We start from the raw sequence: 17,268 nt of genomic DNA, 5'->3' as shown, positions 1-17,268 counted from the left end.
CGGCGCCGGGAGGGAGGTCGGACACCCGCCCGGCGCCGTCACGGAGCGTCAGCCGAGCCGGTAGGCCCGGAGCACGGTCTGGCTCAACTCGCCGCCCCGGCCGTCGGTGGCGTGCACGCGCAGCGAGGCGAACGTCCCCGGCTTGGCCCGGTTGCCCACCAACGCCGCGCGGCCCAGCACCGGGAGGCTCACCCAGGTCGCGCCGTCGTCGTAGGACACCTCCACGCGGAAGTGGCGCAACGGCGGGTTGTCCACGCCGCGCTGGTGGTCCACCACCAGCGGCACGGTCAGCGGCCGGTACGCGGGCGCGCTGCCCGCGGCGTCCAGCTCCGGGGTGAACCGCACCACCGACATCGGCAGCCGGCGCTCGCGGTTGGTCGTGCCCGAGCGGAACGTCCAGTCGACCGTGATGCGCGTGCTGAAGTCCGAGACCTCCGGCGCGCGCGTCACCTCGGTCCGCGCCCGGAACACCGCGGGCCCCGGCGGCACCGGGAACACGCCGTGCCCACTGCTGTCGTTCTCGCCGACCAGCGCGCCGTCGCGGTACAGCGCCGTCCGCGCGGAGGTGACCTTGGAGTAGCCCTCGTTGCCCTCCCGGTCGCCGAACAGCGACAGCGAGAACGACACCTCGTTCCCGGTGCGCGCCAGGTTCGGGTAGTCGCCGGAGTACATGACCGGACCGATGACGGGCGCGCCGAACGACCGGTCGTAGGTCCGGCCCGCGCCGTACCGCTCCTGCTTCGCGCTCATCAGGGCTCCCTCGTCGAAGAACAGCGTCTGCCAGCCGACGTCCGGCGTCGTGTACCGGGTCGAGGTGGACGAGGGGCCCAGGTCCGTGAAGAAGCCCGGACCGGTCGTGCCGGACGGCGCGACCACGTGACCACCCAGCTCCCGGAACCCGCCCAGGTACTTCAGCGCGATCGTGGTGCGCACCTCCGCCAGGTCCGCCGCACCCGGCCGGCGCACGAACCCGTCGGGCACCCGGCCCTGCTCGGCCCATCCCAGCCAGTAGTCCGCCGACGGGCTCGTGTACTGCGCGGCGACGAACACGGTCAGCTCACCGGCGGGCAGCACCGGTCCCGCGTGACCCACGCGCGTTCCCGGCCGGAAACCGCCGGGGTGGTAGGCCTCCACGCTCACGGTGTGCTCGCCGAGCGTCCGCTCGACCACCAGCCGGTGCCCGCCGGGCGTCGCCGCCGGGTCCGGCGCGACGACCTCGAGCGGTCCCGCCGGCCCGGCGTCGAGGACCGCGCGCACCGCCCCCTCCACCCGGAGGTCCGGCCGTGTGACGATGGTGTGCGGGCCCTCCTCCGGGCCCAGCAGCGTCTGCACCAGGTAGTCGCCCTTCGGCAGCCGCACGACGCCGTCCCGCACGTAGGTGTGCGCGCCGGTGGTCATGTGCACCAGGAGCGTGAACGCCCTGCCCTCGGGCGCGCCGGGGTGGTCGAAGGTGACGGGGTAGCTCTCCACCTCGCGGTTCAGGCCGACCGGTGTCCGCAGCACCTCCGCGCCGTTCGCGGTCGCCACCACCGTCCCGGAGTGCGCGCCGTCGGCGGACGCCCGCCGCGGGTCACCCGTCACGGCGACCTCGGCGGCGCCGCCCGGCGGGACGGTGACCCGCGTGGGGGACACCGAGAACACGCCGTCCGACCCGTCCGCCCGCACCGCCAGGTCCAGCGTGACCGGTTGCGCGCCGTCGTTGCGGTAGACCAGCGGTTGCGTGGCGGGCACGTCGTCGTCGTGCGGCCACTCGTGCCCGCCGAGGACGACGGACGTCGGCTCGCTGGTGACCGCCGTGGTCAGCGCGGCGGCGATGTCGAGGCGGCCCGACCCCTGCTCGTGGACGCCCAGCGCCGGGTTCGGCCGCGCCGAGGCGGTCAGCGCCGCCTTGAGCCGCGCGCCGGTCCAGTCCGGGTGCCGCTGTGCCAGCAGCGCCGCCGCGCCGGCGACGTGCGGCGACGCCATCGACGTGCCGGACAGGGCCATGTGCTGCTCGCCGACGGGCGGGCCGAGCTGCCCGCCGGTGCTCGCCTTCGCCGCGACGACGTCCACGCCCGGCGCGGTGATGTCGGGCTTGACCGCGCCGTCGGCGACCCTGGGCCCCCGGCTGGAGAACTCGGCCAACGAGTCGTCGCGCCCCACCGCGCCGACGGTCAGCGCGGCGTCGGCGGTGCCCGGCGAGAGCAGGGTGCCCGGCGCGTCGCCGGCGTTGCCCGCCGAGACGACGAACAGCGTGCCGTGGCTCGCCGACAGGGCCTCCACGGCGGCCTCGACCGGGTCGACGTCGTCGCTCGGCGGCAGGCCCAGGCTGATGTTCACCACGTCCGCGCCCTGCTCCGCGGCCCAGCGCATCCCCTCGATGATCGCCGACTCCGGGCAGAACCCCTTGCTGTCGCACACCTTCGCGTCGAGCAGGCGCGCGTCCGGCGCGACTCCCCGGTACGGCTCGCGGTGCCCGGCGATGGTGGCCGCCACGTGCGTGCCGTGGCCGTAGTGGTCGATCCCGTCCTGCTCGTGGCTGAAGTCGCGGCCGGCGACCTCCCGCCCGACCAGGTCGGGGTGGTCGCCCTCGACACCCGTGTCGACCACCGCGACGGTCACGCCCGCGCCGGTCAGCCCGGCCGCCCACGCCGCCGGCGCGCCGACCTGCCCGGTGCTGCGGTCCAGCAGCGGGCGGGCCATCCCGTCCAGCCACACCTTGCCGGGGCCCTCGGGCAGTTCGAGCCACCCGGTCGACTTCGGCACCTCGGCCGACACGGCGTCGACGGCGGGCAGCGCGCCGGCCACCCGTGCGCCCGCCGGCGGCAGGCCTCCGGAGACGATCACCGGCACGGTGTCGCGCCGCGCGTCGTCGTAGCCGGCCTCGACCAGCCCGGTGACGTCGAAGAGCCGCTGGTCCACCCGACCCTCGGCCAGCGGCCGGGCCACGTCGGCGGGCACCACGCGCAGGCGGCCCGCGTGCCGGGTGACCTGGAACGAGACGTCCTCCCGGTGCGCGCCGGGCGTGACGGAGACCAACCGGTCGCCGTCGAGCACGACCCGGTCGCCGGTGACGAGCGTGACGGTCGTGCGGTCCTCCGGCGACGGCTCGCCCCGCGCGCCGCCGGGCGCGGTCGTGTCCGGTGGTGTGCTGTCCGTTGCGGCGTGGGCGGGCGCCGCAGCCCCCGCCAGTGCGGTTGCCAACGCCAACGCCACTGCTCTTCGCGCCACGGGACCTCCCTGTCCGTGAGGGGAGCCCGTGCCGCGGGCGGTGAACGCGGCACGGGCTCCGGTACGGGTCCCGAGTCAAGCGGTGACGTGCGTGTTCAGGTTCGCCCCGAGCGGGCTGAACAACGTGTTGTGAACACCGGCCGGGTCAGGCCGGCCCGCCGGCGTCGGCGAAGTGGCGCAGGACCATCGCGGTGAGCGCGTCGACGTCGGCGTCGACCATCGGCACGCCGGTCATGCCCATCCGGTGCAGCAGGGTGCCGACGATGACGTCGATGAACAGCAGGACCCGGTGCTCCGGCTCGTCGAGCGCGTCCTGGAGCACGAGCCGGTACGGGTCCTGCAACCGGGTGGACAGGACTTCGCGCAGGGACGGATCGCTGACGGCGTCGACGAACACGCCCGCGAACGCCGCGCCGATCCCCGGCTCGCCGATCTTCGCCGCGATCCAGCGGATGGCCGAGGAGATGTCCTCGCGCCGGCCTGCGCCCCGCAACGGCACCGGGCCCAACGCGGCCACGAGGCAGTCCGTGATCAGCGCGCCCTTCGACGGCCAGCGCCGGTAGATCGTGGTCTTCGCGACGCCCGCCGCCGCCGCGATGCGGTCCATCGTCGCGCCCGCGTAACCCAGTTCGTGGACGGTGCCCAGGGTCGCGGCGAAGACCACGTCGTCGATCCCGGCGCGCGGGCGGCCGGGTGGCTTGGCGGGCGGTGTCGTTCGGGTCATGGCCGCACGATACCGAGTTGCGCTACGATCGGTATCGATACCACCGGTAGCGAAACCAGGTGGTCGAGGAGGGGAACGTGGACGACGTGATCGGTGTTGACCGGCCGCCGCTGGGGATCCGGCTGCTGAGCGCCCTGCGGAAGGAGCCGGACTGGTCGGCGTTGACGGACGGGGAGCTGGCCGCCTTCCGCGACGCGGAGAACCGCAAGCGGGCGTCCCGCCTCATCCGGGTGATCACGGGGCGGCCGGACCGGGGCGCCGTGATCCGGTGGCAGGACGTGGCGCTGCCCGACCGGTCGCTCCGGGTCCGGGTGAGCCGGCCGGTCGCCGGGCACACCGACCTGCCGCTCGTGGTGCACGTGCACGGCGGCGGGTTCGTCGGCACGGCGGCGCAGAGCGACTGGATCACCAGCCACCTCGCCGCGCGGCTGCCCGTCGTCGTCGTCTCGGTCGAGCACCGCCTCCTGGCGCCGGGGACACCGCTGTCGGCCGCCGTCGACGACGGTTGGGACGTGCTGCGGCACGTGGTGCACCACGCCGCGCGATGGGGGGTCGACCCGGCGCGGAGCGCGGTGTTCGGCGAGAGCACGGGTGGGCTGATCGCCGCGCTGGCCGCGATCCGGGCCAGGGGAGCCGGCTTGCCGCTGCGGGCGCAGGTGCTGGCCAACCCCGCCGTCGACCTGACCGGGGCGATGTACGACCACGCCTCGATGACCCGGCACGCGGACAGCCCGACGTTGACCGTCGAGCAGGTGCGGCTGTTCCACCGCTTGGCCGTGCCGCCGGGAACGGACGCCCGCGCGCTGTCGCCGCTGCACGCCGACGACCTGGGAGGGCTGGCCCCGGCGCTCGTGGTGGTGCCGACCGTCGACCCGCTGGCCGACCACGGCCGCCGGTACGCCGAACGGCTGCTCGAAGCCGGGACACCCGCGCGGCTCGCCGAACACCCCGGGGCGACGCACGCGTTCCTCAGCATGCCGGGCGTGGTGCCGCAGGCCGAGGCGGCGCGGGCGGAGGTCGCCGGGTTCCTGCGGGAGCACCTCGCGACGAGCCTGACCGGGGCGGGGGAGCGGTGACCTGACGGTGGCGCACCGGATGCGGAGCGGACCGCCTTCCGGTCGTCCGGTCAGGCCGGGGGTGGCGCGGTGCTGGACCGGACCACCAGGCGGGTCGGGACCAGCGTGGTGCCCGGCTTGGTGCGGCGGTGGCGCACCTGGCGCAGGACGCGTTCGACGCAGCGGCGGCCGACCTCGGTGAAGTCCTGGTGCACGGTGGTCAGGGGCGGGATGAAGGAGGTGGTGTCGGGGATGTCGTCGAACCCGACGACGCTGATGTCGCGGGGCACCACCTTCCCCTTCTCGTGGAACGCGCGCAGCAGGCCGAGGGCCATCTGGTCGTTGGCCGCGAACACCGCCGTGCAGCCGGGCTCGTCGGCGAGCGCCAGCCCCGCCCGGTAGCCGGAGTCGGCCGACCAGTCGCCGCGCGACATCGCGGGCACCGGCAGGCCGGCTTCGGCCAGGGTGTCGCGCCACGTCTCGGCGCGGCGTTCGGCGGCGTAGGAGTCCTCGGGGCCGGCGACGTGCCAGACGGTGCGGTGGCCGAGGTCGAGCAGGTGGCGGACGGCCTGGCGGGTGCCGTCGGCCTGGTCGGTGTCCACGACGGTGTAGCGGTCGCCGCCGGTGGAGTCGACGACCACGGCCGGGATGCCGAGCGGGAGCGTCATGGTGGCCGCGTCGAGGAGGTGCACCTCCATGATCACGATCACCGCGTCGACGGCCAGTTCGCCGAGACGGGTGAACGCGCCGAGCACGCCGTCCTGGGTGGGCACGGCGACGGGGATCAGCGTGATGGCGTAACCCTCGTGCGCGGCGTGGTCCACTATGGCCTCCAGGGTGCGGCTGTTGCCGACCGTGGAGAGGGTGAACAGGATGACGCCGATGGTGCGGAACTCGCCGTACTTGAGCGCGCGGGCCGCGCTGTTGGGGCGGTAGCCCAGGCGCCGCATGGCGTCCAGCACCTGCTCGCGCGTCGAGCCGACGACGCTGGGGTGCCCGTTGGACACCCGCGACACGGTCTGCGCCGACACACCCGCCAGCCGGGCGACGTCGGCCATGGACACCCGACGGGCCGGCGCGCGCCGCACGGCGGGCTGCCGGGAGGCCCCCGACGTGGATTCCGCTGTCACGTCAGGGCTCCTCCCACCGGCTGCTTCGACGCCGTGTGGCGCGTCGCCACTATAGCCCGTGCCCGATGATGCTTGTTTGCGTAAACATCGATCACGCCTCGGTGTGCCCCAGGAGCGGTTCCGGCACGAACCGGACCGTGGGATCGGTCAGGGCGGCGAGTTCGAGCACGACCAGCTCGTTGCCGTCGGCGCGCAGCACCGGTCCGGGCACGTACAGGGTGCGTTGCGGGCCGCGTGACCAGTAGCGGCCGAGGCAGAAGCCGTTGACCCACACCATGCCCCGGCCCCAGCCGCCGCTGTCCAGGTGGAGGTCGACGGGCCGGTCCAGGTCGAACCCGGCGCGCAGGAAGACCGGCCCCGCCACCGCTCCGCGCACCGGTGTCGTGCCGTCGCGGTCGCCCCACACCGGCGGTGGCGCGTCGAGGGCGAGCGGCAGCACCTCCCACCCCGTCAGGGGCCGCCCGTCGAGGGTCGCGCCGCCGATGAGGCCCTTGGGCTCGCCGATGCGCGGCCCGTAGTTGACCCGCCCGTGGTCCTCGACCAGGACCGCCAGCTCGCCGGCCGCGCGGTGCAGGCCGAGAGCGCGTTGGTGGTGCTCGCGCAGCAGGGCGCCGACCGGCCGGCCGTCCAGGAACACCGAGGCGTGGTCGCGCACCTCGCCGAAGCACAGCACGGCGGGGTCGGCCGGGTCGGCGGGGTCGAGCCGCGTGGTCGCCAGCGCCAGCCGCGGCGCGCCGGCCAGGTCGTCGAGCACGGGCACGGTGTCGTGGCGCTGCCAGGCGGTGGACCGCCTCGCCCAGTCGAGCAGGGGCACCGGGTCGGTCAACGCCACCGTGAACCGCGGCGTCGGCCGCGCGGCGGGCGGTGGTTCGTCGGGCACGTCGTGGTGGCGGGCGATGACCTCGCGGAAGGCGTGGTACTTGGCGGTGGGGTTGCCGGCTTCGTCCAGCGGCGCGTCGTAGTCGTAGGAGGTGGTGGTCGGCTGGTAGGAGCCCTTGTCGTTGGCGCCGCTGGTGAAGCCGAAGTTGGTGCCGCCGTGGAACATGTAGACGTTGACCGAGGCGCCGGCGGAGAGCAGCGCGTCGAGCTCGGCGGCGCTCTCCGCGGCCGAGGTGGTGTGGTGGTGGCTGCCCCAGTGGTCGAACCAGCCGTCCCAGAACTCGGCGCACATCAGCGGACCGGTCGGCTGGTGCCGGCGCAGCGCCTCCAGGCGCTCGACGGCGCGGGAGCCGAAGGACGCGGTCAGGTGCAGGCCTGCCAGGCTGCCCGCCGCCAGCATCTCGTCGGTCGGCTGGTCGATCGTGGTCAGCGGCACGGTGATGCCCGCGTCGCGGGTGTGCTCGGCCAAGGTCTTGAGGTACGTCTTGTCGTCGCCGAAGGCGCCGTACTCGTTCTCGATCTGCACGAGGATGACAGGACCGCCGTGCTGGACCTGCAGCGGGGCCACGACGTCGTAGACGCGGTCGAGGTAGGTCTTGACGGCGGCCAGGTAACGGGGTTCGGCGCGGCGGACCCCCACCTCCGGATCGCGGAACAACCAGGCCGGCAGGCCCCCGTTGTCCCACTCGGCGCAGATGTACGGTCCGGGCCGCACGATCGCCCGCATGCCCGCGTCGGCGACCAGGCGCAGGAACCGGCCGAGGTCGAGCCCGCCGGTGAGGTCGAAGGTGTCCGGGGTGGGCGCGTGGGCGTTCCAGGCGACGTAGGTCTCGATGGTGTTCAGGCCCATGCGCCGCGCTTTGTCGATGCGGTCGGCCCACTGGTCGGGGTGCACGCGGAAGTAGTGCAGGGCCCCGGACAGGACGCGGAACGGCCTGCCGTCGAGCAGGAAGTCGCGCTCGCCGATGCTGAACTCGGGCACGGGATCAGGTGTTCCTTCCGGGTGGGACGCGGGTGTGCGCGGTGGGCGTGACGGCCGGGCGTGACGGTCGAGTGGGCGGGACGGCCGGGTGGGCGGCCGTCACGCCGTCGGGTCAGCCGTTGACGGTGAAGCCCTGCTGGTTGCCGTACTCGACCAGCGCCTCCTGCCAGTCGGTCAGACCGGGGTCGAGGCCGGTGGCGCCCGCGTAGGACTTGCCGACGGTGTCGTTGAAGACGCTGTTGGCGTAGAGCTGGTAGGGCAGGTAGCTCCAGCCTGGCACGACCTGGCCGGCGGCGGCCGTCAGGACCTGGTTGATCCGCTGCCCGCCGAAGTAGGGCGCGGCCTCGTCCTTGAACGCGGAGGAGTCAAGGTCGGCCTTGGTGGCGGGGAAGCCGCCGCTCGCCAGGAACGGCTTGACGCCGTTGCCGTTGTTGAGCCAGCGCACGAACGCCGCCGCGAGCGCGGGCTTGGCGCTCTGCTTGAGCACCGACTGGCCGCCGCCGCCGTTCTCCGCGGTCACCGGGGCGCCGCCGTCGTAGGTGGGCATCGGGGCCACGGCCCACTTGCCCGCGCCGCCGGGCACCGAGGACTCCAGCACACCCGGCATCCACGCGCCGGTCGCCAGCGTGGCGATCGTGCCGTCACCCAGCGCCTTGTACCAGGCGTCGGACCAGCCGGGGATCGACGAGACCAGCTTCTCCTCGACGAGCCGGTCCCAGGTGGCGGTCCACTTCTTGGCGCCCTCGTCCTGGAGGTCGATCTCCACCGACTTGCCGTCGGTGGTGAACGGCTTGCCGCCCGCCTGCCAGATCATGCTGGTCGCGAAGCCCGCGTCACCGGTGTCCGAGGTGATGAACTTGGTCGGGTCGGCGGCGTGCAGCTTCCTGGCCGCCTCGACGTACTCGGTCCAGGTCTTGGGCACGGTGATGCCGTGCTGGTCGAACAGCTGCTTGTTGTAGAACAGGGCCATGGGGCCGGAGTCCTGCGGCAGGCCGAACAGCCCGCCGCCGACCTTCACGGAGTTCCAGGTCGAGGGGGTGTAGTCGTCCTGGAAGTCGTTGAACCCGTACTGGCCCAGGTCGACCAGCGAGCCGGTGAGGGCGAACTGGGGCAGGGCCTGGTACTCGACCTGGGCGACGTCGGGCGCGCCGGAGCCGGCCTTGATGGCGTTCTGGAGCTTGGTGTAGTGGTCGTTGCCGGTGCCCGCGTTGACGTAGTTGACCTTGACGTTGGGGAACTCCTGCTGGAACGCCTCGACCTGGGCCTTGGCGGACGGGGTCCAGCTCCAGTAGGTGATCTCGCCGCCGTCGCGCAGGGCGGCGTCGACCGCGTCCTGCGTGCCGGTCGCGCCGCCCGGCGTCGTGCCGCCGTCGCCGCCGGAGGAGCACGCGGAGAGCGCGGTGGCGAGAGCGGTGGCCAGGACTACGGCCACCTGGCGACTGCGCCTGGTGGGTGACATGGGGAGGTCCTTTCACGGCGGTGGGAGAGGATTGCCTCCGGCATCGCTGCCGGGACTGCTACCGGTACTGCTGCCGGGGTTACTGCTTGACGCTGCCCGCGGTCAGTCCTGACTGCCAGAAGCGCTGGAGCAGCAGGAACGCGATGACGAGCGGGACGATGGTGATGACGGAGCCGGTGATCACGAGGTGGTAGATCGGCTGCGCGCCGACACCCGAGGCCTGGGCGCTCCACTGGTTCAGGCCGACGGTGAGGGGGTACCAGTCCGGTTCGCTGAGCATGATCAGCGGCAGGAAGTAGTTGTTCCAGGTCGACACCACGGCGAACAGCGCGACCGTGACCACGCCCGGTGCGAGCAGGCGCAGGATGACGGTGAAGAAGATCCGCAGTTCGCCCGCGCCGTCGATGCGGGCGGCCTCCAGCAGCTCGTCGGGGACGGCCTCGGTGGTGTAGGTCCACACCAGGTACAGGCCGAACGGGCTGACCAGCGACGGGATGATGATCGCCCACGGGGTGTTGGTCAACCCGAGGTTGCTGAACATCAGGAACGTCGGCACCGCCAGCGCCGTGCCCGGGATCGCGATGGCGCCGAGCAGCACCGCGAACACCGCGCGCCGGCCGCGGAAGCGGTACTTGGCCAGGCCGTAGCCGGCGGCGGTGGCCAGCGCGGTCGCGCCGCCCGCGCCCACCACGACGTAGAGCAGGGTGTTGCCCAGCCAGCGCAGGAAGATCCCGTCGTCGTGGGTGAACGTCTGCCCGATGTTGTCGAACAACGCGAACGTGCCGCCGAGGGCCAGCCCGGACGTCGAGAGCAGGTCCTGCTGGGTCTTGGTGGCGCTGATCAGCAGCCACGCCAGCGGCACCAGCGTGTAGACCAGGTACACCGCCATGACGGTGGTCAGCACGCGGGACTTGCGGGGCCGGAGCGGGGACAGGGCCACGGTGTTCACGCACCCTTCCGGGAGCCGCGCAGCTGCACCACGTAGGCGATGACCGCGGTGATGACACCCATCACGATCGCCACCGTGGCCGAGTAGTTGTACTGCTGACCGCCGAAGGACAGGTTGTAGGCGTACATGTTCGGCGTGTAGAACGTGCTGATCGCGTTGGGCGCCAACGACCGCAGGATGTTGGGCTCGTTGAACAGCTGGAAGCTGCCGATGATCGAGAAGATCGTCGCGATCACCACCGCGCCCCGGATCGCGGGCAGCTTCACGCTCGCGATCGTCCGCAACGCGCCCGCGCCGTCGATGGCGGCGGCCTCGTACAGGTCGTTCGGCACGACCTTGAGCGCCGAGTACAGGATCAGCATGTTGTAGCCCACGAACTCCCACGTCACGATGTTGCCGATCGACAGCAGGACCCAGTCGCCTGACAGCGGCTCGACGGCCTCGCGCCCGAGCAGCCCGTTGAGGTCGGCGGCGAGGCCGAAGCTGTCGCCGTAGATGAAGCCCCACATCAGCGTCGCCACCACCGCGGGCACCGCGTACGGCAGGAACACCACGATCCGGAAGAACCCCGCCGCGTGCAGCCGGGCGCTGTCGATCGCCAACGCCGCCACCAGCGCCAGTCCCAGCATGATCGGGACCTGGACCACCAGGAACAGCAGCACCCGCAGGAACGACTCCCAGAACTTCCCGTCCCCGAGCACCGCCGCGTAGTTGGCCAACCCGACGAACTCCGTGCCACCGAAGAACACCTGCTCCCGGAACAGGCTCAACCACACCGCGTACGCGATCGGCGCCAGGAACACCAGGGCGAACACCACCAGGAACGGCGCGACGAACAGCCAGCCCTTGCGATCAACGCGCAGGCGGCCGACGTTGCGCGCCGGTCGGGCCGGACGTGCCGGTGGCGCCTCGACCGGCGCCGAGATGGACGTCATCGTCTCTCCTGTTGACCGCGGCAGGAATGTTTACGCAAACATTTGGCGGCACGCTAACCCTTCGGCTCCGGCCTGTCCAGTGGGTCGAGGCGGTGCCCCACGGCGCGGGGACTTCCCGGTCGGTCCTCTTGACAGCCTGTCGCCCGCGTCGCGGCGGCGGTCGGCCGCGCCTGGACGTGGCCGGGCTGCTGACCACCACGGCCTCGCCCGCCGGCGCGGACACCAGCCAGTTCAAGGGGGTGAACCGGGCCGATCCGCGCGACAACCACGCCGCCGACGAGGTGGTGCCCTCGGGGCTGTCCAAGTCGGACTGCTACGCCACCACCCACGTCAAGGCCGCCGCGGTCATCGGCCGGTTCCAGACAAGGACTGGACCAGTCCGCAGCAGTGGGCGACGACCTCCGCGCGCGCATCGGCACGTGCGCCTCACGCGCCGTCCTGGACGAGCTCGGCGCCGAGATGACCTCAGGCCTGAACCACAACGGGCCGGTCGACGGCTCCTACGAGGTCGCCTACCTCCAGGCCGCGACCGACACCCTGCGCTTGCTCGGCATGGGCTCGGTCTACCGGCCGGGTCTGCGCACCGGTGACAGCTACTCCCTGACCACCTTGAACGGCACCAGAAGTGGACCCTCCAGTCGAACGGCACGATCACCAACGGCCGGTCCGGCCTGTGCCTCGACGTGACCGGCGAGGCCGGCGCGAACGGCAGCCCGGTCGGCTTCCGGCACGGCAACGGCAAGCCGGACCAGGTCTGGCGGCGCGGCTGACCGACGACCGGGTCCCCGCGATGGCGGGGACCCGATCCGTCAGGTCGAACGGCGTGGATTCGTGTATCGGCCGGATTCGTACACCGGCGATGGCGCTGCCGGCGGTGGGATGAGGGACCACCGGTCCGGCGCGGGTCGCCGTTCGGTCGCTGCCCCGGTGATCCCCGGCTGAACTGCCAGGGTCAGGCTTCCGACACGACCTCCGTGTCGACTGCCGGTGCCGATTGAACCCAAACCTTGCTGAGTGCCAGGGACAACGCGGTCAGCACAACGATGGCGAGCGTCGTCGCAAGGGCCTTGCTCATGTGCTCTACAGCTCCTCAGCGATGTTGATCAAGTCGAGCTGAGGCGCAACTTAGAGTGTCTACGGGGATTCCACAACCCCCCACTGGCCATGGGACTGCGGTACCTAACTCCTTAAGGCCACACACGATCGTGGTGGCTACTCTCGGTGAGGCTCGCTAGGGTGATGTCGCACACCCGAGTCGGTACGGGCGGTGGGCAGCTCGACCGTTTGGGTGGCGAGAATGCTGAGCGTTCGTCGAATCCGCCTTGCCCGTTCCGCATCGAGCTCGTCGAAGATGTCCCGGGCCTGCTCGTACGCCTCGACGGCGGCGTCCAGATATCCGCGACGCCGGAGGGCGACACCGAGCGTTTCCAGTGAGTCTCCCTCGACTTTCGGGTCGAAGGCACGCCTGCTCAACCGGAGGGCCTGGCGACCGAAACCGATCGCCTCGCGAACCCGGCCGAACTCCAACTCGACCTGCGACAGCCAGTAGCACGCGATGGCGGCGTGGCCGAGGTCGTGTGCCCGCTCCAGCAGTCGAAGTCCCTCGTGCAGGAAGTCGCGCGCCTCGGCGGTCTGCTCCTTGGCGAAGCTGAGGGAGCCGAGCAGCATCAGCACGCGTCCTTCCGCCGTGGTGTCACCCAGGTCGCGCGCCAGGGCAAGCGCTTCGCGGTAGTAGGCGGCTGCTTTCCCGTACTCCGTGGCCTGCTGGTACGCCTCGGCCGCCCGGTAGAGGAACGTGGTCTCGAGACCTGTCTCCCCGGTGCGGCGGACCATGCGCAAGGCGCGTTCGTGCGAGTCGATCCCCATCAGCGTGTTGCCGGTTTCGACCATGATCCGGCCGGTGGTGTGCAGGCACGCGGCGATGCCGACTTCGTCTTCTATGAGGCGGTACTTGATGTGCGCCAAGTGCGCGTAGTGCTCCGCTTCGGCGAAGTCGCGACGCAGGAGGTGAAGCGTCGCGATGGCCTGGAGCGCGTCCGCCTGCGCCTCGGTGGTCGACTCGTCGTGGGCGACAGCGGCGTACCCGGCCTGGAGGAGGGCGTGCACTTCGGGGAACGCGCCGTGCCTCAGGAGCGGCTGTCCGGCCAGGTTGACGATCTGGGCGAGCTGCACGCCCATCTCGCCGTGGCCCGGGGTCGAGAACGAGCGGATGATCGCCATGAGGTTCGGCATCTCGGCCAAGCACCACAGCCGGGCCGACACCTCGTCGGTGAACTCCGCGACGTGGTGGGTGACGAAGACCGTGCCGGTGCGCACGCGCGCCTGGGTCGGGAACACCGCCTTGTCGGCGTTCTCCGCGCTGCGGAAGTAGTACGACAGCACGCGGGACTCCGTGTCATGCCGCTCCTCGGCGCTCGCGATGAGACCGACGGCGAACTCCTTCACCAGGTCGTGGAACCTGAACCGGTCCAAGGGGCCTGGCTGCTCCAGCAGGTGCGCCTCGACCAGTGCGTCCAGGACCAGGCGAGCGTGTCGCGGCTCCGCGTCCAGCAGGGCCGCCGCCACGCCCACGCCGAAGTCCGGTCCGGGATGAGCGCCGAGCAGCCGGAACAACCGCTGCGCCTCCGGGGCGAGCGCGCGGACCGACTGCCCGAACACGGCGCGCAGGCCGTGGTTCGCACCGTCGCCGATCGCCCCGATGTCCAGCAACGTCAGCTCGTCGAGTTGGTCGGCGAAGTCCGCGAGCGAGGTGAGGGGCCGGATGGCGATGTAGTTGGCCAGCGTGGCGAGGCCCAGTGGCAACCCGCCGCACCGGTCGGCGAGGTCCTGGAGCTGTTGTGGCTGCGTCCTCGCCCGCGGCCCGAGGTGCTTGCTGAGCAGGCGGACGGACTGCTCGTCGTCGAGCGGTTCGACCGTGAAGCGGTGGGGCGCGTACCGCACGGCCAACCCGGACAGGTGCGACCGGCTCGTGACGATCACGACGCTGGAGGACAGCAGGCCCAGCAGCGGTCGCACCTGGTCGGTGTGGCCCGCGTTGTCGAGCACCACGAGCACCTGCCGCCCGTTGAGCACCGACTGCAACCTCGCTGCTCGCCGACCGGGGTCCGTGACGCGGTCCGGGACACCGCCCAGCGCCTCCAGGAACTGGTCGACGACCGCCGACGTGTCGACGGTCGGGCTGTCCGAGAAGCCGTGGAGGTCGGCGAACAGCACGCCGTCGGGGAAGCGGTCACGCCGGGAGTGCGCCCAGTGCACGACGCGTGCCGTCTTGCCGACGCCGCCGGGACCGTCGATGACGACCAGGCAGGGGGCGGTCGTCACCAAGTCCAGCCACGCCAGCAGGTCCTCGTGGCCGACCAGCTCGGGTAGCGGAGGGGGAAGTTGGTTGGGCGTGCGGGCGGTGACGGTGTGCGGTGCGGTGGTGGGCCCGTTCTCCTTCAGCCGGTCGTGGAACTCGCGCAGATCGCGTGCGCCGATGTCGTCGAAGTCCGCGCTGATGGCCTTGTGCACCGCCAGGAACTCCTCCGTCGCCTCGTCGTGGCGCGACAACGCGTACAAGGCTTGGAGCCGTCGTTTGAACAGCGCCAGGTGCGATCGGTGGTCCACGTCCAGCTCGTCGAGCCGGGCGATCACCGCGTCCGCCTCGCCCACCGCGAGCTGTTGGGCGAACAGTGTGTCGTAGGCGGGTAGCAGCACATTCTTCGTGACGCGGTGCCGCCAAGCGTCCGCGGCGTCGCCCACCGCATCGGCCAGTGGCTGTTGTCGCCACATCCGGAATGCGTCGGTGATGACGCCGAGGGCGCGGTGGTGTTCACCTCGCCGGGCGTCCGCGCGAGCACGGTGAAGCTGCTCCCGGAACTGGAAGTAGTCGATCGACAACGGGTCCGCGTCGAGGCGAAAATTCCGGTTGTCCACGAATATTTCGACACCCGTCCCGGATTCTTTGAGGAATCTACGGATTCTCGACGCATACAGGTACAGGGTCTGCGTGGGATCGTTCGGCAACTCGGTCCCGGCACCCCAAACCCAGTCGGCCAGCTCAGTTGCCGGCAGGGCAGTCCCAGGTCGTGCCAACAACGCGCCCAGCAGCGCACGGAGCTTCGATGCCCCCCACTCCTCGGTGAGCCGACCGCCCACGCGCACGGCGGTCGGCCCGAGTATCGCGAATCGAATCTCCACGTGCGCCACCCCCGGCGTCGGGCGATAACAGTCTGCTCCCACTTCGATCCCGGTGCAATGCGTTCGTTCGGTCGAGCGTGATAGTCGGCTGATAGGCCGATGACACTGACCGGTGAATGTGTCCAGAAGATGACATCCGGAGCCGGCCCGCCGGCCTGAGCTGCACCGGGGCACATGACGGCAGGATGAAAAGACGGCGCGCCAAGCTCTGGTCATCTGCTATTCGGTCGGGGAGGCCGCAAATGTGCGTGTTCCAGGGGTGGGTGATGGCGCCCGGGAGTCCGGGCGCCGATCGTTGGCTGACGAGGAGGGGGTGCCGCACGGTGCTCGTGGTGGTGCCGCACGTGACGGCGGGCACCCGGCTCGTCGACCTCCTGCAGCTCTTGTCCGGTGACCAGCGGTTGCAGGTGGTCTTCACGGTTCCTTCGATGCCCGACGCGTGGCACGGCGCGGATGAGTACGTGCGGAGCTTGGGAGGCGTGGTGTTGCCGTGGGAGCAGGTCGTGCGCATGCGGTTCGACCTCGCGCTGGCGGCGAGCTTCCAGGAGATCCACCGGGTTCCCGCGCCGGTGGTCCTGTCACCGCACGGGGTGGGCTTGGTCAAGTCGAGGTTGAGTCCGTGGGACGACCGGGACGGCGGGGTTCCGCCTGGCCGCGGGTTGACGCGTGAACTCCTCGTGCGGGACGGGCGGGTCGTGCCCTCGGCCCTGCTGCTGACGCACGAGGCGGAGTTGGCCAGGCTGAGGGACGGCTGCCCGGAGGCCGTGCCGCGCGCGGTGGTCGCCGGAGACCTGTGCTTCGACCGCCTGCGGGCGAGCCTGCCGCGCCGGGCGCGGTACCGCGAGGCGCTCGGGGTCCGGCGTGGACAGCGACTCGTGGTGGTCAGCTCCACGTGGTCGCCGCACTCGTTGCTGGGCAGCGAGTCGGACCTGGTCGCGCGGCTGACCGCCGACCTGCCCGCGGACCGGTACCGGGTGGTCACGGCGGTGCACCCGATCGTGTGGGCGCTGCACGGGGCCTGGCAGGTGCGGTCCTGGTTCGCGGACTACCTCGACGCCGGTCACGCCCTGCTCCCGCCCGAAGACGGCTGGCGCGCCGCCGTGGTCGCCGCCGACGCGGTCATCGGGGACCACGGCTCGGTCACCGTCTACGCGGCCGCGCTCGGCGTGCCCGTGCTGGTGAACCGGTCCTCGGAACGGGACGAGGCCCCGGGCAGCGTGGCCTCTGCGGTGCGGCTCCTTGCGCACGCGTTGGACGACCGCGACCTGGCCCATCAGCTCCGCGAGGTGCGCTCGGCGCACCGGCCCGGTCGTTACGCGGGATTGGGAGCCCTCGTGACGTCGCGGCCCGGGCAGGCCGCGGCCCTCACGCGGCGGACCGCCTACGAGGTGTTGGGCCTGCCCGAGCCGGACAGACCGGCCTTGGTGCAACCGGTGCCCCTGCCGGTCCCGATCCGCCACCCGTTCGACGGTCTGGGGGTGGCGTGTTGAGCGGGTTCGGCAGGGTGGTCGCGGGAGCCGGGGTCGTCTTGGTCGAGTGGGGCGTCGACCGGTTGGTGCTCGCGCACGAGGACGCCGCCGATGGCGGGTGGCTGGCGATCGCGGACGTCGTGGTGGGCCTGCCGAAAGACGGGTGCGACCGGGCGCGGGACGAGGTCGACCGGCTGATGTCCGTGTTCCCCGGCGTCACGGTGGTGGTCGCACCCTGCGGTTTCCGGCACTGCGTCGTCGCGGTGCGAGGACGTGGAATCCGGTGCAGGCGACGGG

Annotated in this window: 13 protein-coding genes; 4 read left to right on the top strand and 9 right to left on the bottom strand. The window is 71.9% G+C overall.

All coding sequences use genetic code 11. The annotated features are described in order from the left end of the window. Positions 1–48 precede the first annotated feature (48 nt). Together ACQPYE_RS23400 and ACQPYE_RS23395 are read right to left on the bottom strand one after the other, a co-directional pair. Positions 49–3,210, bottom strand: a complete 3,162-nt coding sequence (locus tag ACQPYE_RS23400; protein WP_498714485.1) for a S8 family peptidase — start codon at positions 3,208–3,210, stop codon at positions 49–51. 145 nt (positions 3,211–3,355) lie between these two features. Next, entirely contained in the window at positions 3,356–3,934 is a 579-nt protein-coding gene (locus ACQPYE_RS23395; RefSeq protein WP_498714483.1) for a TetR/AcrR family transcriptional regulator, read from the bottom strand. Between the two features lie 77 nt (positions 3,935–4,011). Here ACQPYE_RS23395 and ACQPYE_RS23390 point away from each other — a divergent pair, with 77 nt between their 5' ends. Then, positions 4,012–5,010 carry an alpha/beta hydrolase gene (locus tag ACQPYE_RS23390; RefSeq protein WP_498714482.1) on the top strand — a complete coding sequence of 333 codons (999 nt, stop codon included), beginning with the start codon at positions 4,012–4,014 and terminating at the stop codon, positions 5,008–5,010. Positions 5,011–5,060: 50 nt separating this feature from the next. Here ACQPYE_RS23390 and ACQPYE_RS23385 read toward each other — a convergent pair whose 3' ends face one another. From ACQPYE_RS23385 to ACQPYE_RS23365, 5 genes are all read right to left on the bottom strand, one after another. After that, positions 5,061–6,119, bottom strand: coding sequence for a LacI family DNA-binding transcriptional regulator (locus ACQPYE_RS23385; RefSeq protein ID WP_498714480.1), 1,059 nt, complete (start codon positions 6,117–6,119; stop codon positions 5,061–5,063). A 91-nt stretch (positions 6,120–6,210) separates the two neighbouring features. Continuing rightward, a complete protein-coding gene (locus ACQPYE_RS23380) occupies positions 6,211–7,980 on the bottom strand; it encodes a glycoside hydrolase family 35 protein (protein WP_498714479.1) in 1,770 nt (589 codons plus the stop codon). A 112-nt stretch (positions 7,981–8,092) separates the two neighbouring features. After that, positions 8,093–9,439, bottom strand: a complete 1,347-nt coding sequence (locus tag ACQPYE_RS23375) for an ABC transporter substrate-binding protein (RefSeq protein WP_498714478.1) — start codon at positions 9,437–9,439, stop codon at positions 8,093–8,095. Positions 9,440–9,518: 79 nt separating this feature from the next. Beyond that, positions 9,519–10,328 carry a carbohydrate ABC transporter permease gene (locus tag ACQPYE_RS23370; protein ID WP_498722970.1) on the bottom strand — a complete coding sequence of 270 codons (810 nt, stop codon included), beginning with the start codon at positions 10,326–10,328 and terminating at the stop codon, positions 9,519–9,521. Between the two features lie 56 nt (positions 10,329–10,384). Beyond that, the gene (locus ACQPYE_RS23365; protein ID WP_498714476.1) at positions 10,385–11,323 is read right to left on the bottom strand and encodes a carbohydrate ABC transporter permease; all 939 of its coding nucleotides are present in this window, start codon (positions 11,321–11,323) and stop codon (positions 10,385–10,387) included. A gap of 387 nt (positions 11,324–11,710) precedes the next feature. Between ACQPYE_RS23365 and ACQPYE_RS23360 the strand changes: the two genes are divergently transcribed. Further along, positions 11,711–12,010, top strand: coding sequence for a hypothetical protein (locus ACQPYE_RS23360; protein WP_498714474.1), 300 nt, complete (start codon positions 11,711–11,713; stop codon positions 12,008–12,010). Then, complete coding sequence (locus ACQPYE_RS23355; RefSeq protein ID WP_498722969.1) at positions 11,974–12,093, top strand: RICIN domain-containing protein; 120 nt, start codon at positions 11,974–11,976, stop codon at positions 12,091–12,093. The genes ACQPYE_RS23360 and ACQPYE_RS23355 overlap by 37 nt, the downstream gene beginning before the upstream one ends. A 182-nt stretch (positions 12,094–12,275) precedes the next feature. Here ACQPYE_RS23355 and ACQPYE_RS23350 read toward each other — a convergent pair whose 3' ends face one another. Then, entirely contained in the window at positions 12,276–12,398 is a 123-nt protein-coding gene (locus ACQPYE_RS23350; RefSeq protein WP_498714472.1) for a hypothetical protein, read from the bottom strand. Between the two features lie 137 nt (positions 12,399–12,535). Next, positions 12,536–15,502 carry an ATP-binding protein gene (locus ACQPYE_RS23345; RefSeq protein WP_498714470.1) on the bottom strand — a complete coding sequence of 989 codons (2,967 nt, stop codon included), beginning with the start codon at positions 15,500–15,502 and terminating at the stop codon, positions 12,536–12,538. 323 nt (positions 15,503–15,825) lie between these two features. Between ACQPYE_RS23345 and ACQPYE_RS23340 the strand changes: the two genes are divergently transcribed. Then, positions 15,826–16,992, top strand: coding sequence for a hypothetical protein (locus tag ACQPYE_RS23340; RefSeq protein ID WP_498714468.1), 1,167 nt, complete (start codon positions 15,826–15,828; stop codon positions 16,990–16,992). Positions 16,993–17,268: the final 276 nt, after the last annotated feature.

It is taken from the genome of Actinosynnema sp. CA-299493 (assembly GCF_050946825.1).
In the GTDB taxonomy this organism is placed as follows: Bacteria; Actinomycetota; Actinomycetes; order Mycobacteriales; family Pseudonocardiaceae; genus Actinosynnema.
The sequence above is the reverse complement of the archived record's forward strand: the minus strand, read 5'-3'. Positions and strand labels throughout refer to the sequence as shown.

Excerpts from the sequence above, each read along its gene's own strand:
- ACQPYE_RS23395 (WP_498714483.1), bottom strand. The coding sequence starts at position 3,934 with ATGACCCGAACGACACCGCCCGCCAAGCCACCCGGCCGCCCGCGCGCC.
- ACQPYE_RS23375 (WP_498714478.1), bottom strand. The coding sequence starts at position 9,439 with ATGTCACCCACCAGGCGCAGTCGCCAGGTGGCCGTAGTCCTGGCCACC.
- ACQPYE_RS23370 (WP_498722970.1), bottom strand. The coding sequence starts at position 10,328 with ATGGCGGTGTACCTGGTCTACACGCTGGTGCCGCTGGCGTGGCTGCTG.
- ACQPYE_RS23365 (WP_498714476.1), bottom strand. The coding sequence starts at position 11,323 with ATGACGTCCATCTCGGCGCCGGTCGAGGCGCCACCGGCACGTCCGGCC.
- ACQPYE_RS23350 (WP_498714472.1), bottom strand. The coding sequence starts at position 12,398 with ATGAGCAAGGCCCTTGCGACGACGCTCGCCATCGTTGTGCTGACCGCG.